Genomic DNA, 22,772 nt, shown 5'->3' with positions numbered 1-22,772 from the left:
GCCTATCGATCTCCGGGCTCACGATTGTCGTTCTTCAACAGGTGCGCAATAAATGCTTCACACGTGTCGAACTTTTGACTGAGGTCTTGCATTAAGAGCTCATATCCTTCGGTCTGCTGCTCTCGGGCAGCCAGCTCGATCGTTCCTGCAACCTTGGAAACGGGCTGAGCAGCGACATTCGCTGCCATTCCCTTCAAGGAGTGGGCGACCTGAACAACCTGGTCGATGTTTCCATCGCGAACATGTTGCTCAAGCAGTGCGATCTCCGACTTTGCTTTGACCGTAAACTTCTGCAGGACTCGTTGAATCAAGCTCTCGTCGTCACCGCAACGATCACGCAATTCAGCGATCGAGATCTGCTCTTCCTGCCCTGCATCAGGCTCATCTCTTGTCACCTGCCGATCAGCTTCGACCGACGATTGTTCCATGACCACAGTCGATCGTTGATCAAGCTGTTTCAGAATGGTTTGAATCAGTTGCTGGCGATTAACTGGCTTCATGACATAGTCATCCATGCCGGCTGCCAGGCAACGTTCTTGATCTCCCTTGATGGCCTGCGCGGTGAGTGCCACGATCGGCAGATCTTGTAATTTAGTGTGCGTCGTCGATGCCATCTGGCGAATCTTGCGAGTCGCCTCGAAGCCGTCCATCTCTGGCATTTCGCAGTCCATCAGTATCAGATTGACATCCGTCCCGCTAACTTTGTCGACTGCTTCTCTTCCATTTTCAGCCAGGACAACCTGGAACCCTTCGGCCTGAAGGATCTCATGGGCCACCAACCGATTGATCTCGTTGTCATCGACAACCAAGATCTTTGCATCCTGATGACGCCGGTCATTGAGCGGCTTTTCCTCGGCTTCTAGTCGAGCTTGCATTTCGCTCGAGCGCCGTCCGCCGGACAAAGAAACCAGCGTGTCAAGCAGACGCGACTGTCGAATTGGCTTCGTCAGGCACGTCATTTCCAAACGCTTGAGTGCCTCGTTGGAGATGTCGCGATCGTACGATGTAAGCATTAACAACTTGGTGTCGCGATATTCTTCGTGCTGATGGATTCGATCGGCCAACGTCAGGCCATCCATCTCAGGCATGATGTGATCGAGAATCGCCAACTGGAATGGTGCGTTGCGTTCCGCCGCTTCTTTCATCAAATCAAGCGCTCGCATCCCGCAGCTGGCCGTTGTCGCTTCGACACCCCACGATTGCAACTGCTCTTTGAGCACCTGCAGATTCATGTGATTATCATCGACGGCCAAAACACGCAGCCCATGAACGTTTGGAATCACGTCGCAGGTTGATCGTTCGGTGTATTGCAGCGGGATCCTGAACCAGAACGTCGAACCTTTTCCAGCCTCGCTGTCGACACCGATCTCACCACCCATCAGTTCGACGAGCTGTTTGCAGATCGCCAGCCCAAGCCCGGTTCCACCGTAGTTACGCGTGGTCGAGGCATCGACTTGCGAGAAAGCTTTGAACAACCGATCGATACGGCTCTGAGGAATACCAATCCCCGTATCTTCCACCGCGAACTGAACGAATACCTGGTTCTGTAGGTTCGGATCGCTTTGTTTTTCAGCCAGGGTGACATGCAAGCTCACGCCACCATGCTCGGTGAACTTGACGGCATTGGAGAACAAGTTGATCAACACCTGGCGAATTCGCTCTGGATCTCCGATCACGGCCTGCGGAACGTCAGGGCTAAGACAACAGTTGAGTTCCAGCCCGCGTGTTCGTCCCTGGGGCGAGAACATCTCAGGCACTGATTCCACGAGTTCATGGACGACGAACTCGGTGGATTCAAACTCGATGCCGCCAGCTTCGATCTTTGAGAGATCGAGAATGTCGTTAATCAGGTGCAGCAGGGTCCCGGCCGAACTCTTGGCCAGGTCGACAAAACGCTGCTGATTATTCTCTAGTCTGGTCGCGGCTAACAGATCGAGAAAGCCGATAATACCATTGAGCGGCGTGCGAATTTCGTGACTCATGCTGGCCAGGAAGTCACTCTTGGCGCGATTGGCTGCGTCGGCTGCGTTGCGTTCGGCTTCGAAGTAGCGTGCTTTGCGCCGCTCGGTGATGTCCTCGACGGTGCCTTCGTAGTACGAGACATTTCCCTCGAGATCACGTCGAACGGATGCATTTTCCGAGATCCACATCGTCTCGCCATTGGCTCGACGGATTTCGGATTCAAAACCAAACACAACTCCCTGCTCGTCGAGAGTCTCGATGAACTCGGCGCGTCGATTTTCGTCGACATAAACCTGGTCGGAGATGTCTGTGATACGCTCCGTCAGATCAATCAGATTCTCGTATCCTAACATCCTTGCGAGTGCAGGATTGACGGTCATGAACTTGCCATCGGGAGTCGTCTGGTAGATCCCTTCAACAGCATTCTCGAAGATTCCGCGGAACCGTGCCTCGGCCTCGGTACGCTGCTTCATCTCTTTATTGACACATTCGAGCACACGGTTGTATTCCGCGGCAATCTGCCCGACTTCGGTATGCGGTTCGATTTCGACTTTCTGCGAGAAGTCCCCTTGCTCGCGATGTCGAGACATATTCGTCAGCAAGTCGATCAGTTCCGTACTTGCACCGTGCTCTGAGATATTCAAACCAGCGACTTCGTCCTCCGCCGATGTCCGGAACGGCATCACCCGGTTGATCAAGTAAATCAACGTGAAGCCACCGCCAAACGAAAGCACGGCACACGCAGTAACGCCTTTAAGCTGGATCCAGAACTGTGACCAAGCGGTCATCCCCTCACCGAAGTGGCTGGGATCGGCCAGGAATGCGAGGGCCAAGGTTCCAAATGCACCGGCACACGCATGAGCAGGGAACGCACCGATCACGTCGTCGATCTTCAACTTCGGAAGAAGTTCCGTAACCAGGCAACAGATCACACCGGCACCGCACCCAATCGCAACGGCAGCCCAAGGGGCCACAATGTGACAGGAAGCCGTAATGCCGACCAAGCCGGCAACAGCACCATTCATGGTATGGCCCACGTCAGGACGGCGATGAATGAGCCACGAACACGCTAAACAGGCCAATCCGCCAAAGGCCCCAGCGAGGTTTGTGTTCACGATGATCAGCGGCACCGAGTCGTTCATCGCCAAGGTGCTACCGCCGTTGAAGCCGAACCAGCCAAACCACAGCATCAACACGCCGAAGGTTGCCAGTGTCAAGTTGTGGCCATGAATACCTGGGCGTTCCCCGTCAAAACGTCCGATACGTGGTCCAATCACTAGGATCGCAGCCAATGCCACCCAGCCGCCCACCGAGTGGACGACCGTCGAGCCAGCGAAGTCGATGAAACCTTCCTGAGCCAACCAGCCAGTTGCAGCTCCATCGGCAGCTCCACCCCAAGCCCAATGGCCGAATAGTGGATAGATCACACCCGACACCAATAAAGCAATGACGAAGTAGCCGCGAAAGCGAATGCGTTCGGCAACCGCACCTGAGATGATAGTCGTTGCCGTACCACAAAAGACCATTTGAAAGATGAAAAACGCCATCAGCCATGGCGAGGAATCTTCACCCGGACAAAACATGGTTGTCCCGAACCATCCGTAATAACTGGCACCGAACATAATCGCGAAGCCAAACACCCAAAACACGGCGGCCGAAACGCAAAAGTCGACCAGGTTCTTAAGCGCTACGTTAAAGCTGTTTTTGGCGCGGACCAGACCACTCTCAAGAAGACAGAAACCGCCCTGCATAAGCATGACCAGGGCAGCACAGATAAGCATCCATGCAATATCGAGTTGAGGTAGGGCGGACGACATGATTCTGTATTTCCGTGAAGGTAGCGCACGAATTCTCTATGGCATCTCGTTCCGCCTCGAATCGAGATTAAACCAGGACTACCGTCGACCACCCCTAAAGTGGCGACCCTTAGTAATCAAAAAACCTTAGGTCGCAAATAAATTTTCATGAAGAGATTTCGCCAGATTGGCAGGTCAATTTTTGACCACATTCTTAGCCACGATCATGAGTCGGTCGTTTTGTAATGATGGCAACGAAGATACGGCCGCCAGATGTCCCTCACGAAGCGGGAAGGTGACCACTAGCTGCTCTCAGGGCGCGCCCGGCATGGCCTGAAGACCGAAGATTTCAACATCTACGCCTGGTGAGAAGTGCGCAAAAGCAGGTGGACCAGGAGGGATCTCAAGACCTGCGGCATTCAAGAGGGAGTCCTCGATCTCTAAGAGCTCGACCTCGTGTGCAGGGTAGGGGACATGATGTACCTGCCCAGAATAGAGTGTTCCGCGATGTTCAAGAAACAAGAGGTAACGCTCGAGGAAGAAGTGCTCGAGCGACCCAGGCTGCGAAGGTTCCAGCGCTGCACCAATCCGGTAGCTCACCTTATGCCGCGCGCTGCCGCCTGGGCGGGACGTTTCATACGCGATTTGATCTTCCGTGCGAACCAGGTTCATCGCCGCATGATAATACGGCAGCCCCCAAAACGTTCGAGCACCCCAAACGGCTAAACGACTGGCCGCATCGAGCGAAAGGAAATAGACGCCTGGCTGACTACCGTGATAGACATACGTCCGGACGTTTGTCTCCAGGAAGTCCATGGCAGCCCACTCAGGCCACCAAGCGTTGCGTACTCCTTCCATCGCAAAGGGAACGACGCCAACATAAGCAACGCCGTCGTAGTGATCGATCTCCAGGCTCTCAGGCACCAGAGGCCGCAGTGCTTCCATCGGGACCGGCCAATGCAGAAACAACAAGGATCGCCATCGCTGATAACCACGAACGGAGTCACTGGGTCGAAATGTCGGAGCAATACGATCAATCACGGTTCTAGATTCCCTACAAATCCGCTATCAGCTCAATCACCGTTTTTTGCCATCGGGCGTAACAACGATTATCTTGGCGAACAGAGTCTCGCTCAATCGAATAAAACGTGTCGTCGAGGAGTTTCGTAGTGACCCTGGTAGTCGTCTTAATCGTGCTTAATGTACCTGTCTATCTCTTTCTGGCCTGGGTCGTCTTCGATACGGCAGGGGACGCGGCGGATACTTTCTGGGACACAATCGTCACACTGCTGAAAATGATCTTCATCCCGCCCTGGCTTCGCATGATGATGGGTATGGAGGAGTCGGAGGCACTGGGAGTCTTCCCGATCGCCGCGTTCTTCATTGGTTGTGCAGCCATCACCTTTGGCGAGTGGTGGCTACTCGATAAGTATGTGATGGGAACCTAGTGAGACAACCCCGCGAACCTAGTCGACTCTCAAAGCGTCAACAATGTGAAACACTATCCCCCGATCGTCCACATTCATGCGCCAACTACCAGATGAAATCGCTCAACTTGTACGCCAGTTAAACGACTGCCGCGAAAGCAAGAGTTGGTTTGCATCCGGTAAGCACAATGCGACGATCTGCGCAATTCTAAAGCAGCTAACTCACGAGGCCGGCCCGGAAGTTCTGCCATATGTGATGCGTTGTTTACTCGTCTCCGACGAAGACGTCTGCCAAGCGACGCGGCGGTCGATCTTTATCCTGGCAGGCAAATCCAGGAGCCGTGACCTAAGTTCCTTGAATAGCATTTTCCTGGAAGACTACTATTGGCATCCGCAGGACAAGTGGCATCAACTCGAACCGACAGTCGTCCGGAAACTCGCCGGTCCTGCCGACAAGCTAGAGTATCCACACGTCCTGGGCATGCTGAGCCTGCATCGAAGCGGATATGTCCGCCAGGAAGCAACCCGTCTGTTAAGCGAGTACCATGGCGGAGAAGAACTGCGCTACTTGAACGCCCGCCTCAACGACTGGGTTGATGTCGTTGCTGAAACCGCGGCCCAGGCCGTCTCGACACGTATCGTCGTGAATAACTACGAGTGGCTGCTTAAATCACTCCCGTCCTTTCTGCAACTGATCAAGCAAAACCGTCGTGATCACTCCGAGTTTGTAACTCGTGTCGTCGCTACACTGCTTGATGGCACGAATGAGAGTGATATCGGGGCAGCATCGCGTCTGAGACTGTTGATGAAGCCAGCCTTCGTTCACGCAGGAATGAAGCTATCGCCTGATCGCAGGTCCAAGCTGGTCCGGCTTGGCATTTCGGCAACCTCACCAACCGTGCGTCTGAGTTGTTGCCGGATCCTTGCCGAACAGTTTCAAGGAGACGAACTGCGTGACGAACTCGTAAAAGTTCTTCACGACCCGTTCATGCCCGTCCGCCGCGAAGCGTATCGAATTCACACGACACACTTTCCCGAAACATCTGCCGAGCAGTGGCATGCCGGGCTCTTCGACAAGGCTCGTTCGATTCGCGAAGAAGCTCGCTATTGGCTAACCAAGCAAGGCATCGCGAACATTGCCGAGCGTTACCGCCGCCGTCTGCGCGAGAATCCAACGCAACGAGAAGCGATCCAGGGACTGGCGGAAACAGGAGAGGTGGCTGACATCGACACGTTCCGTGCTTGGACCCAAAGTTCTTATCCCAGCCATCGCGCCGCAGGGATCGAGGGACTCCGACGCGTACTTGAAGCGGAATCGCTTCCAGAGGTGCTCCCACTGTTGAATGACCCAAGCCCGCGTGTTGTAAAGGCCGCCGCATTCGCCTTGGCCAAACATGGAGAAACGCTTTCCGATTCGGAAATTCTTTCTTTGGCGATCCACGCCAAGAGCGAATACGCATGTGGTGCTGCGATGAAACAAATCGCCAGCCTGGGCAAATGGCGCGGCTTGCTACTCTTGCTTCAAAGAGCCGATCGGACAGAAGGGCGAATGTATCAACGAGCCATTGAAGCTATTTCGGGCTTGCTTACTTCCAATACGTGCTTCGTCAGCCCAACACCGGAAATTCGTATGGCGCTTTACCAAGTACTCGATCAAGCAACGCAACTTCCACAGGCGTTGAGAAACCAAGTTCGATCCGAGCTCGATCGATTCTCGTGAACCAACTGGGTGTTGCTTCGCGTTCGCCCCGTTCTCTAGAGACGGGAAACAATTGCGACACCGACTACCCGGCGACTGGAATCAGTTTTGGTCGGGGAATCTTCACGCCATAGATTCCACTGCTTTTTTGATACAGCGTGGTGAAGTCGTTTTCTAAGAAGGCGTACAAATCAGGCGACGGCTTCTTCATCAGATACTTGTTCGACAAAACGGCCATGTGCTCGTCGTATTCTTTTTGACTCGACGAATGGGCATAACAGCGGCCTGGGTGACGTCGAATGTCGCCATCAAAGTCGGGACTAACGTGCCACAATTCGTGGAAGATGGTGATCATCTTCTCGGAGAAGTCCATGTTCTGAAATCGCGGCAGATAGAAGCTGAGAATGTAGAGCATTTCTCGGCCGTGCTCATCCAAGAGCGACTGGCAGCAGTATTTCCGCCCACGACGGATGGTGAATCGCGATCCCTGGTCAAAACGCATGGGGGTCAGCGAAGCGAAAATACCATGTGTCGAGTCGACGCGTGCTTGAACGATGGCGACGGCCACACGGGTCATATCGATGTGTGCCAGCTCTGGCATGCGATCGATCATGTCATTCACGAGCAGTCGCATGGCAAACGTGAAATCAAAACCACGTCGGCCAGAAGACTCGTGCAGCTGCACACGCCGCATCGCTCTTTGCGGCACGCGGGCTTGCTTCGCCCTCGAGCTTTTGGCGGGCGACTGCTTCTTTCTTTGTTTAGGCCGTGAGGAGCGTTTCACGTCATGTCCGTCCACGAAAAAACCGCTATACCCGAGCGAGTATAGCGGTTTTGATATTTTCGAGCGATGCGAATCGCGAAGAGGCGTCTAGCCTTCCTTCTTTTCTTCGGCGTCACCAGCTTCCTCCGCAGGAGCTTCAGCTTGAGGCTCTTCGGCTTCTGGTGCGGCAGCTTCTTCAGCGGCTGCCGTTTCTTCGTCGCTGTCGAATGCAGGACGTTCGGCTTCGGTCTTCACACGATCGCGATCGTTGCCGACGAATTCCAGGATAGCCTGGATACCAGCATCACCCAGACGCGGCTTAGCCAACTTCAAGATGCGGGTGTAACCACCATCGCGATCTTCGAAGCGAGGAGCGACTTCGTCGAACAGGATTTCGACAGCACGCTGATTACCGAGCAGAGCGACCACGCGACGACGAGCAGCAAGAGCTGGCGCCATGGCGGCGTTCCACTTTTGCCACTGTTCGCTTTCACGCCATTCTTTGTATTCAGGCGTGTTAGGCTTGGCCTTGGTGCCGAACTTTTCGGCTTCACGAAGGTGCGGCAAAGCCTTCTTGGCGACCGTGATGCACTTTTCGACGTAAGGACGCAGTTCCTTCGCCTTCTGCACGGTCGTGACAATGCGACCCTTAACCTTTGGCGTATTGTGCCCGGTTCCTGGAGCGTCGGCTGCCAGGTAGTCGCTGTAGAGGTAGTAGCTTTCGTTGACGTCGTCAGGACGTTCGGTCAACAGCAGGCTGCTGGCCATGTTGCGGAACAGAGCCTTGCGGTGGCTCGCCGAGCGTCCGAGTCGTCGACCTTTTCGTAGGTGTCGCATGGTACTTCTTGAGTGTTGTCAGTGCCGTGTAAGGCAGGGATATTTTGGAATGGGATGTCCGATTTAGTGCATCGGGCTTGCAGCTGGCGGCACTCGCATGCCGAGGTGCAAATTATATTCCTTCAGCTTCTCGCGAACTTCGGTAAGGGTAGTTTCGCCGAAGTTGCGGACTTCCATCAGTTGATCTTCGGTGCGGCGAACCAGGTCGCGAACCGTATGAATGTTTTCCGATTCGAGGCAGTTCGAAGCACGAACGGAAAGGTGCATTTCAGCGAGGCTCATGTTGAGCTTGGCTTCCATGACCGGATCCAACCCGCTTGGGGTCGATCGGCTAGGCATGTTGATCGTCGCACCCAATTCGTTGTACTGAACAAACGGGTTGAGGTGCTTTCGCAAGATCTTGGCAGCTTCGACCAGTGCCATTTCTGGATGAGCCGAACCGTCGGTCCAGATTTCCAGAATCAAGCGATCGTAGTTGGTCTTCTGACCAACACGAGTTTCTTCAACCGTATAACGAACGCGGGTCACAGGACTGAAGACCGCGTCGACCGGGATAATGCCGATCTCGTGTTCATTCGAGCTGTGCTCGGTCGAAGGAACATAGCTGCGACCCGACTCAACGACCATTTCCATCATGAATGGAATTTCGCCGGTGACGGTGCACAGGTGCAGGTCTTTGTTGATGATCTCGACGTCCGCGTCGCACTGAATGTCGCCGGCAGTGATCTCACAAGGACCCTGCTTTTCGATCGTGATGACCTTGGTCATCTCCGAATGCTTCTTGACGACAACCGACTTCACATTCAGGACGATGTCGGTCATGTCTTCGACAACGCCAGGAATGCTGGTGAATTCGTGTTGGGCACCACGGACCTTGATTTGCGTGACGGCCGCACCCTCGAGGCTCGAGAGCAGGATGCGTCGCATGCTGTTGCCGATGGTGGCACCGAAACCGCGTTCAAACGGTTCGGCAATGAACTTGCCGTAATTGGAGGTGAGGGTTTCGGCTTCGCAAGTGACCGCACTCGGCAATTCCAACCCACGCCATCGAATATGCATAGTTCGCTCCGTTTTGTGCTGCTATGTGTGTCTTGAGACCGCCTAAAAACGTTGCCAGGAAAGAATCGTCGTGATACTAGACGCGACGCTTCTTCGGGGGGCGGCAACCGTTGTGCGGGATAGGAGTGCAATCTTCGATCGACTTGACGGTCAGGCCGGCGGCGGCCAGGGCGGTGATGGCGCTTTCGCGGCCACTGCCTGGTCCGTTGACCTTCACGTCTACTTCCTTCAGACCAAACTTCAACGCCTTTTCGGCGGCTTGTTGAGCTGCGCACTGACCCGCGAACGGCGTGCTCTTACGGCTTCCCTTGAAGCCACAAGTTCCGGCGCTGGCCCAGCACAACGTGTCACCCTTGCTGTCGGTGATGGTCACCTGGGTGTTGTTGAAGGTTGCCTTGATATGGACAGTCCCTTGCTGGACGTTACGTCGTGTTTTTCGCTTTGCGACCTTGGCCACTTAACTATCTCCCACCACAACGGGCGTAGCGTTTCAAGCTGAATGATGATGTGTTATGCAATTTGAGAAGCGCGAAACAGGAACATCGCCGCGTCGCACTTCACAGAGATCGACAAGGATCTGATTAACGAAGATCCTTCACGCCCTTCTTACCGGCGACAGTCTTCTTCGGACCCTTACGGGTACGAGCGTTGGTTCGGGTACGTTGGCCGCGAACCGGCAAACCGCGACGATGACGCAAACCGCGGTAGCAGACGATGCGGTTGAGACGTTGAATGTTCTGCGAAAGCTGACGGCGAAGAGGACCTTCAACCGTGTATTCGCTTTCCAGCAGACCAGCCAAACGGCTCAATTCATCTTCGTGAATTTCCGAAGCCGGGCGATCTTGATCGATGCCCACCTTCACGCATAGTTCACGAGCAACCGCTGGACCAACACCGTACAGGTACGTCAAGCTGATCCAGGTCTTCTTATCGTTGGGAATGTCCACACCGAGCAAACGTGGCATGGTGATCTCCTAAGGCTGCCCAACAGGGCAAATGATTCCGAAAATGTTTTGTGCTATGGATTTGCGAAGTGGTGCGATGTTTCGTTTTGCCCTTCCGGGCCACCCTCAGATTAGGGGAAACACCGTGGCAAGACGGAAAACTAGCCCTGTCGTTGCTTGTGACGGGCGTTTTCACAAATGACATAGACCCGGCCTCGACGGCGGACCACTTTGCATTTGTCGCAAATTCGCTTAACGCTGGCTCTTACCTTCATGACTCTCTACTTCCAAACCTTGGGCGTTGGGGAAGCGGGACAGTATACCCGACTTCCTTTTCCACTGACAAGGGGCGCGACTATGAAAACTTCGGTTTTCGAAGGGCGAAATGACACATTCCTATTGACCGTTGAAACATACCAATCCTTTCAGCACTTGCGGCGAAAGGTCTAGCCCGACGAATTGGCTTCGCAGTTATAAATCACCGGCATTCGCCCAGCCCATTTAGCCCATACTGCCTCGTCCGTGATCAATTCGGCCATGAAATGGGCCACGTTGATGCGACTGGTCGTTCCCGCGTTGAATATGGGGTCACGCGTTGGCGAGGGATACATCTCGTAGGGCGTGACTTCTGGCAGATCGACAAGGCTATCCGGCCGGACGACGACCCATGGTATCGACGAATTATTTTTTCCAATTTTTTGCCGGAGCACGTCCGATGCCTGTTCGTTGTCGGCATGAGGCGGCACAGCCCAGCGTAACAAACCCACAACAAATCGATTGCCAAACGAGGCAGGCTCGGCCAGATCGCGATTTTGGTTGCCAGCCGTATTCATGAGGACATATTTGACGCCAGTTTCGGCCTTGGCCTGCTCGATTGCCCGGCAAAGTCGCCGCGTAGCGTCCGTGACAAGCCTTCTGGGATGGCCAAAGACGCCTTTGAACGTCAGATTGTGCCCCAAACACGAGGCGACACCGCTACAGCCAGAAACATGCTGCAGGAGCTCTTCGTCGGTCAGCTCGAACAGACTGGCTTCGACGATCTCAACTCGAGCATGATCTCTAACGGATTCAGGCAAACGATCTCGTGAACGGACAATGACTCGAACTTGATGGCCTCGGCTGAGAAGCTGCTCGACCAGCAGCTTGCCGGTCGCTCCGGTCGCCCCTACTACGAGAACCATCATCCGGCCGCCTTAGTCCTGGCCCGTCAAAATGCGGACGCCTGACGACGTCAGGGCGAGTGTGTGCTCGAAGTGAGCCGTTAGGCTGCGATCTTTCGTCGAGAGTGTCCACCCGTCACCGTGCAGGTACAGATCCTCTCTTCCAACAGCCACCATGGGCTCGACCGCCAAGACCAAGCCTGGCCGAAGGTCGAAATCGCCTTTCTGCCGAAATTCGCGAGAATCGTAGTTAGGCACCTGGGGCTCTTCGTGCATCGTGGTGCCGATCCCGTGGCCAACCAGTGTCGTAATCACCGAAAACCCTGCCGATTCGACCTCGTTTTGCATTTCCTTGGCGACTTGGCTCCACCGTTTTTTCACCGGCAGCAACTCGATGGCAATCTGCAGAGCTCGCTCTGTCACTTCCATCAGCTTCTTGGCTTCATCGCTGATCTCGCCAACGGCATAGGTCCAAGCCGAATCACCACACCAGCCACCGATTTTGGCTCCAGTATCGACACTGACAATGTCACCTTCTTTGAGGATCCGCTCGCCAGGGATGCCGTGGACCACTTCATCGTTAACCGAGATGCACGTGGCAGCAGGGAAGGGGATCTTGCCGGGAACACCTTTAAACAGGGCAACGGCACCTGCCTCAGCGAAAAGATCGTCGACAGCCTTGTCGAGCACCGCCGTGGTGATCCCTGGTTTGACCAGCTCGGCCACTTTTTGATGGGCCTGCCGAACGAGCTGTCCGGCGACATGCATTTTCTCGATCTCGCGTTTGGAGCGGAGCGTGATCATGCGTTCTTCTTTCGGTCCACTTCTTCCAGAACGACTTTGATGCGGTCGAAGACTTCCTCAATCGAACCAATCCCATCGATTCGATAGAGAATCTTCTGCTCTTCGTAATAGGCGATCAGTGGCGAGGTCATATCGTCGTAGACCTTCATCCGGTTGCGGATCGTCTCTTCGTTGTCGTCGCCGCGGTCTTCCTTCTTAGCGCGAGCCAGCAGGCGGCTCAAGAGTTCTTCCTGGTCCACCGTCAGGTTCAACACCGCATCGACGGCTTCGTCGTCGACAGCCAGTCCAAGATCAAGCGACGCGGCCTGCGGCAAAGTACGCGGGAAGCCATCGAGCAGGTATCCATTGTGACAATCGGGTTGCGCGAGACGCTGACGCACCAACTGGACCACGATTTCGTCAGCGGCGAGGCGTCCACCTTCCATCTGAGCAGCAACCTTCAAGCCGAGCTCGGTCTTATTACGGATCGCTTCCCGTAGCATTTCCCCCGTTGAGATGTGAGGGATGCGCAGAAATTCAACCAGCTTATGGGACTGGGTCCCTTTGCCGACACCAGGAGGTCCGAGAAAGATAATCCGCATGGACTAACCGCAGCCTAGCTTGGGCATCGATGACGTGGGACCATCACCGACACCGAAGTCACAAAATCGAAGCCGCCTTCCGCATGGGGTATGGGGGAAGGCGGGACGTGCCATCCTGGCGAGAAAGGGTTAGCCCTCGATGAGCCCCTTGTAGTTACGCATCACCAAGTGACTGTCGATCTTTTGCACCAGATCGAATGCCACACTAACGGCGATGAGCAAACCGGTTCCACCGTAGAAACTTGCCACCTGAGGCGAGACACCCAGTTCCGCGGAAACGAGCGTCGGAATGATGGCGACCAAGGCGAGGAAGCCCGCACCAACATAGGTGATGCGAACCATGACTTTTTCCAAGTATTCCTCAGTTCGACGACCTGGGCGATAGCCGGGGATGAACGAACCGAAGTTCTTCAGATTCTCCGAGACGTCCTTCGGATTGAAGGTAATTGCCGTCCAGAAGTAGCAGAAGAAGTAGATCAAAGCGATATAGCAAGCGATGTACAGGAAGCTCTGTCCCCGAGCGAAAATGTCGGCCAGGTTCGCAAGCGTTGCCGATTCGGTCCATCCGGCCAAGGCCTGGAAGATGAACTGCGGGAACAACAGCAAACTGCTGGCGAAAATGATCGGCATCACACCGGCTTGGTTAATACGCAGTGGAAGGAACTGGCGAGTACCACCATAAACGCGGCGACCACGAACGTGCTTGGCACTTTGCATCGGGATCTTGCGTTGCCCCTGCATGATGAACACCACCCCGGTAATCACCGCCACAAACAGGATCGCTAACACCACGATGGTTTCGATACCAAACTCCCCTCGTGTGAAGTTTGTCAGCTCTGGCTTGGTGTTATACAGCAGGTCTAGCAGTGCGCCAGGCATTGCCGCGAGGATACCAGCCATAATCAAGAGGCTGATACCGTTACCAATGCCGAACTCGTCAATCTGTTCGCCGAGCCACATCAGGAAGACGGTACCGCAGGTCATGATCGCCACAGCGACGATCGCCCAGCCCCAATACAGGCTCTTATCTATATTTCCGGGTTCGGATGAGGTCCAGAAGGCCTGGTTGACGATGCTATCACCCCCTTCCCCCACCGCCGTCATCGACGCCAGGTAGAAGTAACTCTGGATGACACACAACGCCACGGTGGCATACCGGGTGTATTCGTTGATTTTCTTGCGTCCCGTTTCCCCTTCCTTCTGCAACTCTTCCAGGGGCTTCCAAACGGTACCCAGCAGCTGGAAGATAATCGACGCCGAGATGTACGGCATGATGCCAAGCCCAAAGATCGTGATCTGGCTCAACGCACTGGCACTGAAAACGGAGACCTGTTGCAACAGACCGGCAACGCCTTCGTTTCCTTGAGAGGCGAACATCTCTTGCAGCTTGACCTGGTCGATCATCGGCAGAGGAATTTGCGAGCCGACACGAAAGACGGCCAACAAGCCGATCGTCAAAAGAATCTTCGTCCGTAGTTCGGGGATGGTGAAGAGGACGCGTACTTTTTCCAACATGACAATCTAACCCGATTTGGCTAGTTCTAATGGATGCCTGAAATCAGGCATAGCAATGAACAATGGTTTGCAGGGATGTGCGGATGAGTGAATTTACACCAAACCGCGTGTCTCAGACTAGACCACCCGAATGAGTCCTATCCGTAAATTCGAGCGTATTTCCGCATTCTTGCGGATCGCCAATCAGTGCTTGCGCAAAAAACATGCCCACGTAACAACGTGGGCATGTCCATGTCTTGTCTCTTAATTAGGACTTTGCCCCTTTGGCAGCGTCCTTTTTCTCGGCCACTGTCGTGATGCGAACGACCGTGTTGCAGGTACCGCCTGCCTTTTCGATCTTTTCCTTGGCCGAGGCGCTGAAGCGGTGAGCTTCGACGGTCAGCTTCTTGGAAAGTTCGCCATCGCCGAGAATCTTGACTTCGTCAAAGCGACGCTTGCAAAGACCTTTTTCGCGAAGCGATTCAATGTTGACGGTATCGCCATCGTTGAACAACTCGTTCAGGTCCTTAATGTTGACTGCAGTGACCGTCAGTGCCCAGCGGTTATTGAAACCACGCTTAGGGACGTGACGCACGATCGGGGTCTGACCACCCTGGAAGGTCGCACGATTCGACCAGCCAGCACGGCTGCGAGCACCCTTGTGACCACGCTGCGAAGTCTTGCCCCAACCGCTACCGGTACCACGACCGATGCGTTGGCGACGCTTGTTCTTGTGAACGCCTTGGTTGATATCGTGCAAACTCATTAGACAGCAACTCCTCGCAGGCGTTGAATTTCTTCCTTGGTTCGCAGCTGTTCCAATGCGTTCAGGGTGGCTTTCACCAGAACGACAGGGTTAGTCGAACCGAAGCTCTTGGTCAAAACGTCGTGGATGCCTGCGGCTTCGCATACGGCACGAACCGAAGCACCAGCGATAATACCGGTACCAGGGTGAGCTGGAAGCATGACCACGCGGCCAGCACCGAAAGTACCAATCACCTTGTGTGGGATGGAACCTTCAACGATCGGCACGTCGAGCATCTTACGTTCAGCTTGCTTGACGGCCTTCTGGACGCTCGGTGGAACTTCGTTAGCTTTGCCATAGCCCCAACCGACCTTGCTCTTGCCGTCACCAATGACGACCATTGCCGCGAAGCTGAAACGACGACCACCCTTGACCACGGCGGCACAACGCTTGATCTTCACGACCTTTTCGACGAATCCGCCTTTGCCAGAATCTTTCGCCACGGTATTGGCTCTCCCGTTTGGATACTGCTGACCTAAGGATCAGCTTTTCCCAACGCTTTGAATGACTTAGTTATCTTCTAGAAGTCCAATCCACCTTCGCGGGCGGCCGTTGCCAATGCGGCGACACGACCGTTGTAACGAAAGTGACCACGATCGAAGCAAACCTGCTTCAGCCCGGCAGCCAATGCCTTTTCGGCGATCGCCTTACCGATCTTCGCGGCGGCTTCACAGTTGCCAGCGGTACCATCCGCACGCAGATCTTTGTCACGCGAAGAAGCCGACACAATGGTGCGACCTGATTCGTCATCGATGATCTGACAGTAGATGTTGTTATTGCTACGGAAAATGGTCAGTCGGGGACGTTCGGCGTTGCCGCGAACCCTTCGACGGACGTGATTACTCCGACGCTTCCGCTGCTTGGCAATGAATTTCTGCTTGTTCACGACTCAACTAGCCTCGTGGGTGCCGCGGTGACAGCCGCGACACGATGACTTCAATTAACGTGGTTGATTACCGATTACTTACCAGCGGCCTTACCAGGCTTCAGCTTAACGCGTTCGCCTTGGTAGCGAACACCCTTGCCCTTGTAAGGTTCAGGCTTACGGCTGGCACGCACTTCGGCAGCAAACTGACCGACGCGTTGCTTGTCGATACCCTTGACCAGAATGTGGGTTTGGTCCGGGCAGGTCACGGTGAGATCCTTGGGGATCTTCTTGTGGATTTCGTTGGCGAAACCGACACGAAGTTGCAGGACGTCGCCGGCGATTGCCGCCAGGTAACCCACGCCCACGACTTCCAGTCGCTTCTCGTAACCCTTTTCCACACCTTCGACCATGTTGGCGATCAGAGCGCGGGTAAGCCCGTGCATGGCTTTGCCGGTACGCGTATCTTCTTTACGCGTGACCAGAACTTCCTTGTCACCTTCGCCCAATTCGACGGTGATGACAGGGTCTGCCGTGTACGACAACTTGCCCAGCGGGCCTTCGACATTAACGGTTTGGCCGTCGATCGACACCTTGACCTTATCGGGCAAGGCAACAGGTTTTCTACCTAGTCGGGACATTTTCTTAACCTAGCTTAGGCAATGGGTCTCTACAAAGGAGACTGTCCTGGTGGATGGGGTGTACTGCGTATCTGGGCTTACCAGACTTCGCACAAAACTTCGCCGCCGATCTTCTTTTGGCGAGCTTCACGATCGCTGATCACACCGCTGGAGGTGCTGATCACGGTGATGCCCATGCCGTTGAGAATCGGACGCAACTCGGTCGACTTGGAATAAATTCGACGACCTGGCTTACTGACGCGCTTGATGTGCTGAATTACGCGTTCCCCGCTGGGGCCGTACTTCAGTTCCAAGCGAATCTGCTTCACCGGATGGTCCTCGGTTTCTACCCAGTCCCAGATGTAGCCTTCACGCTTTAGCACGTCGGCCAAACCGCGTTTGACCTTGGACGTGGGCATTTCAACGTGTGGGTGCTCGACGCGAACCGCATTGCGAATGCGGGTCAACATGTCGGCGATAGGGTCGGTCATCATAATACTTCGGGTCCCCTTACCAACTCGCCTTGCGTAAACCTGGAATCAGCCCTCGATCCGCCAAGTTGCGAATACAGATTCGGCAGACACCAAACTTTCGATACACGGCACGCGGACGGCCGCACATGGTGCAGCGACGTTCACGCCGAGACGAAAACTTCGGCTCGCGATTGGCCTTGGCGATTTTTGACTTGCTTGCCACGAGGATTTCCTACCTGGAAAACGAATCGACTGGGTAACAAACTTCTATACGGTCCGGTCTAAGTACTACGACTTAGGCGGTCTTCTTCTTTGGGTCTTCTCGCTGGAACGGCATGCCCAACAGAGCAAGCAGTTCGCGAGCTTCGTCATCGGTTGCCCCGGTGGTGACGAAGGTGATGTCCATACCTTGCTGACGGGTGTACTTATCCGGGTTCAATTCCGGGAACACCATCTGCTCGGTGAGGCCCATCGTGTAATTGCCGTTACCGTCAAAGCTCTTGGGATTCACACCACGGAAGTCGCGAACCTGTGGAAGGGCCAGCGAGACCAGGCGGTCCAAGAATTCGTACATGCGTTGACGACGGAGGGTGACCTTCACGCCGATCGGCATGCCTTCACGCAGCTTAAAAGCAGCGACGCTCTTACGAGCACGGCAAATCATCGGGCGTTGGCCGGTGAATTCGGTCATAGCTTCTGCAGCTTCGTCGACATGCTTCTTTTCGGTGACGGCCGTACCGACACCCATGTTGACGACGATCTTCCGCAGACGCGGCAGGTTCATCGGGTTCTTACGACCCAACTTTTCTGCCAGTGCAGGAAGCACTTCGTTTTCGTATTGTTCTTGAAGTCGTGGTTTGCTCATGGCTTATCTCGAACGATTACCGGCTCACGCCTTTTGATTTGGGACTGCCGCTGGGCAGTGATTACTTGGCCGGACTCAGCTGGCCGATTTCGGCACTGCACGACTTGCAGTAGCGAACCTTGCTGCCGTCCTCTTTGATCTTGGCACCCGTCTTGGAGCGTTGCTTGCACTCAGGGCAAACCAGCATCACGTTGGAAATATCAACCGGCATTTCCTTCGACAGCTTGCCACCCTTCGGGTTGCGCTGACTTGGCTTGACGTGCTTGTAAACCTTGGCGGCACCTTCAACGAGGATCTTGCCCTTCTCGGGGAAAACCTTCAGGACCTTGCCACGAAGTTCGCTGGCCGCATCGCCACCGGTGATGATTTCGACGGTGTCGTCAACTTTGATATGCATTAGACCACCTCACTGGCCAAACTGACGATCTTCATGAACTTGCGATCTCGCAGCTCACGAGCGACCGCACCGAAAATACGCGTGCCACGCGGATTATTGTCTTTGTCAATCAGCACGACCGCGTTGCGATCGAACCGAATGTAGCTTCCGTCAGGACGACGAGTCGGCTTCTTGCAGCGAACGATCACAGCTCGCACAACGGCCTTCTTCTTCACGTCCGCACCGGGCACAACTTCTTTCACCGAGCAGATAATCACGTCGCCGAGGCCAGCGGTTCGCTTACGCGTACCACCGAGAACCTTGATGCACATGACTTCCTTCGCTCCGGTGTTGTCGGCGACGGCCAGTCTTGTTTCTTGTTGAATCATCGCTTTTTAAATCCAACCCTATGCCGCAGCTGAAAGCCAGCTTTGGCGGTGTACGGGAGCTTAGCTATCTTCTTGTTCTTGCAGGTGAGCAGCTTGTTCACGGGCAGCCTTCAGCGCGGCCACGTCAACTTCGGTGCTCTTCTCCACGATCCGAACCAGTTCCCAACGCTTCGTTTTGCTGCGTGGGCGGCTCTCGATGATCTCGACACGATCGCCCAGACCCGACTCGTTGTTTTCGTCGTGCACATGGCAAACCATGCGACGCGAGTAGTACTTGCCGTACAGCGGATGACGGATACGACGGGCGATTTCAACGCGTCGCGTCTTGTCTTGCTTGTCGCCCGTCACTCGACCGACCAATACTTTCTTGGGCATTGCCGAATCTCTCTTTAAACTTCGCTTGAATTAGGTACTGGCCGCGGCGGCTGATCGCTCGGCTTGAATCGTTTTAATCCGAGCCACCAACTTGCGATTCTTCGCCAGTTCGCTGGGGGCGTCCAAACGTTCGGTCTGGGACTGAACTCGCAAACGGAACAAGGTATCCATGGCGTTCTTCAAGTTCGCCTGGAGCTGTTCGTCGCTCAGTTCTCGCAATTCACTTGCTTTCATTGCCTTATCGCCTAATCACGTTTCGCTTGCGGTTTACTCGCCGCCGACCATCGTGGGCCAGGTCCCCCGTGGGACTAAGCCTCGGTTGTTTCCAAATCCGGGCGACGACGCACGAAGCGACATCGAACCGGCATCTTGTGAGCCAAACGAGCGAAACAAATCTTCGCTTGCTGCTCGGTGACACCCTTGAGCTCGTACATAACCGTACCGGGCTTCACGGTGGCGACCCAACGATCAGGCTCACCTTTACCCTTACCCATACGAGTCTCCAACGGACGTGCCGTTACCGACTTGTGGGGGAAGATCCGGATGTACAACTTACCGATACCACGGACGTACTGCTGGGCAGCGATACGACCCGCTTCGATCGTTTGAGCGGTAATGTGACCCGCTTGTGTGGATTGAAGTCCGTAATCACCAAGGACGACGGTATTGCCACGAGTGGCATTACCTTTTATACGTCTTCTTTGGCTTTTTCGGTGCTTCACTCGTCGAGGCATCATAGCCATCGGAGTCGTCCCCTTCGTAAAAACCGTTATTGATCCAGACCTGGACCCCGATGTGTCCCTGCGGCGTACGAGCTTCAGTGAAGCCGTAATCGATCTTGGCCCGCAGGGTGCTCAACGGAATCGATCCTTCAATTTGCTTTTCGCGGCGAGCCATTTCCGCACCGCCAAGACGACCGGCCATCTGGATTTTGATGCCTCGGGCACCAGCCTCCATAGTGCTTTCGATCGCACGCTTCATGGTGCGACGGAAGCTGGCACGCTTGGCCAACTGGTCGGCGATATCCTCGGCAACCAACTGGGCTCGCAGTTCCGGACGACCGACTTCTTCAATCTTGAGATTGATACGACGGCCAACCAGGTTTTGCAGTTCTTCCTGCAGCTTTTCGACTTCCTGACCCTTCTGACCGATGATCAGACCTGGTCGGGCGACGAACAACGTCACGCGAACTTCGTCGCGCGTCCGTTCGATTTCGACTTTGTCGATGCCTGCATTACGATACTTCTGGCGAATGCGTTGATCAGGATGCTTCAGGATGAAGTCCCGGATCTTTTTGTCTTCCAGGAGTAGGCCTGGAAAATCACGCTTCGACGCAAACCATTTGCTCTTCCAGCCGACCATGACGCCGGTACGAAACGCAACTGGATTAACTTTTTGTCCCATGCTTGTCTCTCGACTCGAAGACGGGGCAGCCAATCGGATGCCTTAGCCTTGGAGTTCCTCCAGGGTGACGTGAATGTGACAGGTCCGCTTCAAAATCGGGAACGCGCTTCCACGAGCTCGGGGGCGGAATCGCTTAATGATCGGGCCACCATCGACGCGAGCTTCGCGGACGAACAAGGCTTGCTGATTAGCAGCTCGGCCTTCGTTCTGTTCGGAATCTTGCGAGTTGCCGATGGCACTCTTAATGACTTCTTCCAGCAAGCGAGCACCACGCTGCGGTTGGTATCGCAGAATGTCGAGTGCTTCGTCGGCCAGCTTGCCACGCACCAAATCGGCTAGCGGGCGCACCTTGCGTGGGCTGATGCGTGCCAGTCGGTGGGTCGCTTTGAACATGGTTGATCAACTCCTCGAACCACGGGCGTTGGGCAGGGCCCTTCTTAGCCGTGGGCAGCCAAGCTGCGTTTGCCAATCGGTATGCGTTATTTCTTCTTCTTATCAGCGCCGTGACCACGGAAGGTTCGCGTCGGTGCGAATTCGCCGAGCTTGTGCCCGATCATGTCTTCAGTGACATAAACCTTCAGGTGGGCCTTGCCGTTGTGGACCATGAACGTGTGACCGATAAACTCAGGAATGATCGTGCAAGATCGTGCCCAGGTCTTGATCGGGTCCTTGGTGCCAGCTTCTTCTTGCTTGGCGACCTTTTCGTAAACGTTCGGGTCGACGTACGGCCCTTTTTTTAGGGATCGGCTCATCTTTGAAAACCTTTAGGATCGCGGCTTGGCGGCCTAACTTTCCGAGTGCTGTGGGTGCTCTTACTTCAACAACTTCAGGACACCGTAACGACGCGAACGACGGCGACGAACGATCGAGCGGTTGGAAGCCTTCTTGCGGTGACGCGTTGCTCCACCCTTGGTTGGCTTACCTTGTGGCGTCACCGGGTGACGACCGCCCTTGGTACGACCTTCACCACCACCGTGCGGGTGATCGATCGGGTTCATCGCGGTACCACGAACGTGAGGACGGCGACCCAACCAACGCTTACGACCAGCCTTACCGAGCGAAACCTTTTCGTGATCGGGGTTGCTCACACGACCGATGGTCGCACGGCAACGGCTCGAAACACGACGAATTTCACCACTGGGCAGCGACAGCTGAGCCCAATCGGCTTCACAGGCCATCAACGTGGCCGAGCTACCAGCCGATCGGCACATTGCACCACCACGACCTGGCGTCATCTCGACATTATGAACGGTAGTCCCGGCAGGGATGTTCTTCAGCGGCAGGCAGTTACCAACGGTTGGCGATGCTTCGCTACCGCTTTGAACCTTGTCGCCAGCCTTCAACCCATCGGGAGCAAGGATGTATCGCTTTTCGCCGTCCACGTAGTTCAACAGAGCGATACGAGCACTGCGGTTCGGATCGTACTGCACCGAAGCAACCACTGCCGGCACGCCATCTTTGGCACGACGGAAGTCGATCACACGGTAACGGCGTTTGTGACCACCGCCACGGTGACGGGTCGTGATCTTACCTTGGTTGTTACGACCGCCGGTTTTTGTGATCTTCCGGAGAAGGTTCTTCTCTGGCTTTGCACCCTTGGTCAACTCCTTGAAGTCGCTGACCGAGGCGTTACGACGCCCAGCGGAAGTCGGCTTGTATTTTCGGATACCCATGGTTCGTCTCGTAGTTTATTACGGGTCGCTGTCTTAAGCGGAGGACCAGTCGCGATTAATAGAAGTCGATCTTTTGATCATCAGCCAACGTGACGATGGCCTTCTTCCAGTTACGGGTCATTCCGTTGCGAAAACGATAACGGCGGGCCTTACCCTTCCGTGTCTGCGTCTTCACGCTGGCGACTTTGACGTCGAACAACTCTTCAACCGCACGACGGACATCCAACTTGGTGGCAGCCGGGGCGATCTCGAATGTGTATTGATTCAAGTCTTCCGAAACCTGAACACCCTTTTCGGTAACCAGCGGACGCAAAATCACCTGGTGCGAATCAAGCGTGCGGGTCGGGGTGTCTTCGCTCGGTTTGTAGTAAGGCCGTGCCATGTTGGCACCTCTGTCACTA

Annotated in this window: 31 protein-coding genes; 2 read left to right on the top strand and 29 right to left on the bottom strand. The window is 54.9% G+C overall.

The features are described from left to right. Positions 1 to 2: 2 nt before the first annotated feature. Both amt and PSR63_RS14240 read right to left on the bottom strand, forming a co-directional pair. A complete protein-coding gene (gene amt, locus PSR63_RS14245; protein ID WP_274334115.1) occupies positions 3 to 3,779 on the bottom strand; it encodes an ammonium transporter in 3,777 nt (1,258 codons plus the stop codon). 291 nt (positions 3,780 to 4,070) lie between these two features. Beyond that, positions 4,071 to 4,799: a YqjF family protein gene (locus tag PSR63_RS14240; protein ID WP_274334114.1), complete on the bottom strand. Its 729-nt coding sequence runs from the start codon at positions 4,797 to 4,799 to the stop codon at positions 4,071 to 4,073. Between the two features lie 128 nt (positions 4,800 to 4,927). Here PSR63_RS14240 and PSR63_RS14235 point away from each other — a divergent pair, with 128 nt between their 5' ends. Then, positions 4,928 to 5,206 (top strand): hypothetical protein, encoded by a 279-nt coding sequence (locus tag PSR63_RS14235; protein WP_274334113.1) that lies wholly within the window; start codon positions 4,928 to 4,930, stop codon positions 5,204 to 5,206. Positions 5,207 to 5,282: 76 nt separating this feature from the next. Further along, entirely contained in the window at positions 5,283 to 6,905 is a 1,623-nt protein-coding gene (locus PSR63_RS14230) for a HEAT repeat domain-containing protein (RefSeq protein WP_274334112.1), read from the top strand. Between the two features lie 64 nt (positions 6,906 to 6,969). Here the strand turns inward: PSR63_RS14230 and PSR63_RS14225 are convergent, their stop codons facing one another. The 27 genes from PSR63_RS14225 to rplW all read right to left on the bottom strand — a co-directional run bounded on the left by PSR63_RS14225 (position 6,970) and on the right by rplW (position 22,753). After that, entirely contained in the window at positions 6,970 to 7,668 is a 699-nt protein-coding gene (locus PSR63_RS14225; protein WP_274334111.1) for a putative metallopeptidase, read from the bottom strand. An 87-nt stretch (positions 7,669 to 7,755) separates the two neighbouring features. Continuing rightward, a complete protein-coding gene (locus PSR63_RS14220; protein WP_274334110.1) occupies positions 7,756 to 8,484 on the bottom strand; it encodes a bL17 family ribosomal protein in 729 nt (242 codons plus the stop codon). Positions 8,485 to 8,547: 63 nt separating this feature from the next. Beyond that, positions 8,548 to 9,543, bottom strand: a complete 996-nt coding sequence (locus tag PSR63_RS14215) for a DNA-directed RNA polymerase subunit alpha (protein ID WP_274334109.1) — start codon at positions 9,541 to 9,543, stop codon at positions 8,548 to 8,550. Positions 9,544 to 9,619: 76 nt separating this feature from the next. Continuing rightward, positions 9,620 to 10,000 carry a 30S ribosomal protein S11 gene (rpsK, locus tag PSR63_RS14210; protein ID WP_144976803.1) on the bottom strand — a complete coding sequence of 127 codons (381 nt, stop codon included), beginning with the start codon at positions 9,998 to 10,000 and terminating at the stop codon, positions 9,620 to 9,622. A gap of 124 nt (positions 10,001 to 10,124) precedes the next feature. Next, a complete protein-coding gene (gene rpsM, locus PSR63_RS14205; protein WP_105351891.1) occupies positions 10,125 to 10,508 on the bottom strand; it encodes a 30S ribosomal protein S13 in 384 nt (127 codons plus the stop codon). Between the two features lie 140 nt (positions 10,509 to 10,648). Beyond that, a complete protein-coding gene (rpmJ, locus tag PSR63_RS14200; protein ID WP_105330843.1) occupies positions 10,649 to 10,762 on the bottom strand; it encodes a 50S ribosomal protein L36 in 114 nt (37 codons plus the stop codon). Positions 10,763 to 10,933: 171 nt separating this feature from the next. Continuing rightward, positions 10,934 to 11,671 (bottom strand): NAD(P)-dependent oxidoreductase, encoded by a 738-nt coding sequence (locus tag PSR63_RS14195; protein ID WP_274334108.1) that lies wholly within the window; start codon positions 11,669 to 11,671, stop codon positions 10,934 to 10,936. A 9-nt stretch (positions 11,672 to 11,680) separates the two neighbouring features. Continuing rightward, positions 11,681 to 12,451: a type I methionyl aminopeptidase gene (gene map / locus PSR63_RS14190; RefSeq protein WP_274334107.1), complete on the bottom strand. Its 771-nt coding sequence runs from the start codon at positions 12,449 to 12,451 to the stop codon at positions 11,681 to 11,683. After that, entirely contained in the window at positions 12,448 to 13,032 is a 585-nt protein-coding gene (locus tag PSR63_RS14185) for an adenylate kinase (RefSeq protein ID WP_274334106.1), read from the bottom strand. Before PSR63_RS14185 ends, map begins: the two co-directional genes overlap by 4 nt. A gap of 129 nt (positions 13,033 to 13,161) precedes the next feature. After that, complete coding sequence (secY, locus tag PSR63_RS14180) at positions 13,162 to 14,547, bottom strand: preprotein translocase subunit SecY (protein WP_274334105.1); 1,386 nt, start codon at positions 14,545 to 14,547, stop codon at positions 13,162 to 13,164. Between the two features lie 247 nt (positions 14,548 to 14,794). Further along, the gene (gene rplO / locus PSR63_RS14175) at positions 14,795 to 15,292 is read right to left on the bottom strand and encodes a 50S ribosomal protein L15 (protein ID WP_274334104.1); all 498 of its coding nucleotides are present in this window, start codon (positions 15,290 to 15,292) and stop codon (positions 14,795 to 14,797) included. Then, positions 15,292 to 15,774 (bottom strand): 30S ribosomal protein S5, encoded by a 483-nt coding sequence (gene rpsE, locus PSR63_RS14170; protein ID WP_274334103.1) that lies wholly within the window; start codon positions 15,772 to 15,774, stop codon positions 15,292 to 15,294. The genes rplO and rpsE overlap by 1 nt, the downstream gene beginning before the upstream one ends. Before the next feature lie 77 nt (positions 15,775 to 15,851). Next, on the bottom strand, positions 15,852 to 16,217 hold the full coding sequence (gene rplR / locus PSR63_RS14165; RefSeq protein WP_274334102.1) for a 50S ribosomal protein L18: 366 nt from the start codon (positions 16,215 to 16,217) through the stop codon (positions 15,852 to 15,854). Between the two features lie 74 nt (positions 16,218 to 16,291). After that, positions 16,292 to 16,837, bottom strand: a complete 546-nt coding sequence (gene rplF / locus PSR63_RS14160; protein ID WP_274334101.1) for a 50S ribosomal protein L6 — start codon at positions 16,835 to 16,837, stop codon at positions 16,292 to 16,294. 77 nt (positions 16,838 to 16,914) lie between these two features. Then, a complete protein-coding gene (gene rpsH / locus PSR63_RS14155) occupies positions 16,915 to 17,310 on the bottom strand; it encodes a 30S ribosomal protein S8 (protein ID WP_144976812.1) in 396 nt (131 codons plus the stop codon). A 16-nt stretch (positions 17,311 to 17,326) separates the two neighbouring features. Then, positions 17,327 to 17,512 (bottom strand): type Z 30S ribosomal protein S14, encoded by a 186-nt coding sequence (locus PSR63_RS14150; protein ID WP_105351913.1) that lies wholly within the window; start codon positions 17,510 to 17,512, stop codon positions 17,327 to 17,329. 72 nt (positions 17,513 to 17,584) lie between these two features. Continuing rightward, positions 17,585 to 18,154, bottom strand: a complete 570-nt coding sequence (gene rplE, locus PSR63_RS14145) for a 50S ribosomal protein L5 (protein WP_274334100.1) — start codon at positions 18,152 to 18,154, stop codon at positions 17,585 to 17,587. A 61-nt stretch (positions 18,155 to 18,215) separates the two neighbouring features. Further along, a complete protein-coding gene (gene rplX / locus PSR63_RS14140) occupies positions 18,216 to 18,551 on the bottom strand; it encodes a 50S ribosomal protein L24 (protein ID WP_274334099.1) in 336 nt (111 codons plus the stop codon). Then, complete coding sequence (rplN, locus tag PSR63_RS14135) at positions 18,551 to 18,919, bottom strand: 50S ribosomal protein L14 (protein WP_274334098.1); 369 nt, start codon at positions 18,917 to 18,919, stop codon at positions 18,551 to 18,553. Before rplN ends, rplX begins: the two co-directional genes overlap by 1 nt. Positions 18,920 to 18,979: 60 nt before the next feature. After that, entirely contained in the window at positions 18,980 to 19,294 is a 315-nt protein-coding gene (rpsQ, locus tag PSR63_RS14130; protein ID WP_144976816.1) for a 30S ribosomal protein S17, read from the bottom strand. Between the two features lie 30 nt (positions 19,295 to 19,324). Next, entirely contained in the window at positions 19,325 to 19,528 is a 204-nt protein-coding gene (gene rpmC, locus PSR63_RS14125) for a 50S ribosomal protein L29 (RefSeq protein WP_274334097.1), read from the bottom strand. 74 nt (positions 19,529 to 19,602) lie between these two features. Beyond that, positions 19,603 to 20,016, bottom strand: coding sequence for a 50S ribosomal protein L16 (gene rplP, locus PSR63_RS14120; protein WP_274334096.1), 414 nt, complete (start codon positions 20,014 to 20,016; stop codon positions 19,603 to 19,605). Then, positions 19,976 to 20,698, bottom strand: a complete 723-nt coding sequence (rpsC, locus tag PSR63_RS14115) for a 30S ribosomal protein S3 (RefSeq protein WP_105351923.1) — start codon at positions 20,696 to 20,698, stop codon at positions 19,976 to 19,978. Before rpsC ends, rplP begins: the two co-directional genes overlap by 41 nt. 42 nt (positions 20,699 to 20,740) lie before the next feature. Further along, positions 20,741 to 21,091 carry a 50S ribosomal protein L22 gene (gene rplV / locus PSR63_RS14110; RefSeq protein WP_274334095.1) on the bottom strand — a complete coding sequence of 117 codons (351 nt, stop codon included), beginning with the start codon at positions 21,089 to 21,091 and terminating at the stop codon, positions 20,741 to 20,743. A gap of 86 nt (positions 21,092 to 21,177) precedes the next feature. After that, the gene (gene rpsS, locus PSR63_RS14105; RefSeq protein ID WP_105351927.1) at positions 21,178 to 21,450 is read right to left on the bottom strand and encodes a 30S ribosomal protein S19; all 273 of its coding nucleotides are present in this window, start codon (positions 21,448 to 21,450) and stop codon (positions 21,178 to 21,180) included. Positions 21,451 to 21,510: 60 nt separating this feature from the next. After that, complete coding sequence (gene rplB, locus PSR63_RS14100) at positions 21,511 to 22,371, bottom strand: 50S ribosomal protein L2 (protein WP_274334094.1); 861 nt, start codon at positions 22,369 to 22,371, stop codon at positions 21,511 to 21,513. A 55-nt stretch (positions 22,372 to 22,426) separates the two neighbouring features. Beyond that, positions 22,427 to 22,753 (bottom strand): 50S ribosomal protein L23, encoded by a 327-nt coding sequence (gene rplW / locus PSR63_RS14095; RefSeq protein WP_274334093.1) that lies wholly within the window; start codon positions 22,751 to 22,753, stop codon positions 22,427 to 22,429. Between the last annotated feature and the right edge of the window lie 19 nt (positions 22,754 to 22,772).

Source organism: Bremerella sp. P1 (assembly GCF_028748185.1).
In the GTDB taxonomy this organism is placed as follows: Bacteria; Planctomycetota; Planctomycetia; order Pirellulales; family Pirellulaceae; genus Bremerella.
The sequence above is the reverse complement of the archived record's forward strand: the minus strand, read 5'-3'. Positions and strand labels throughout refer to the sequence as shown.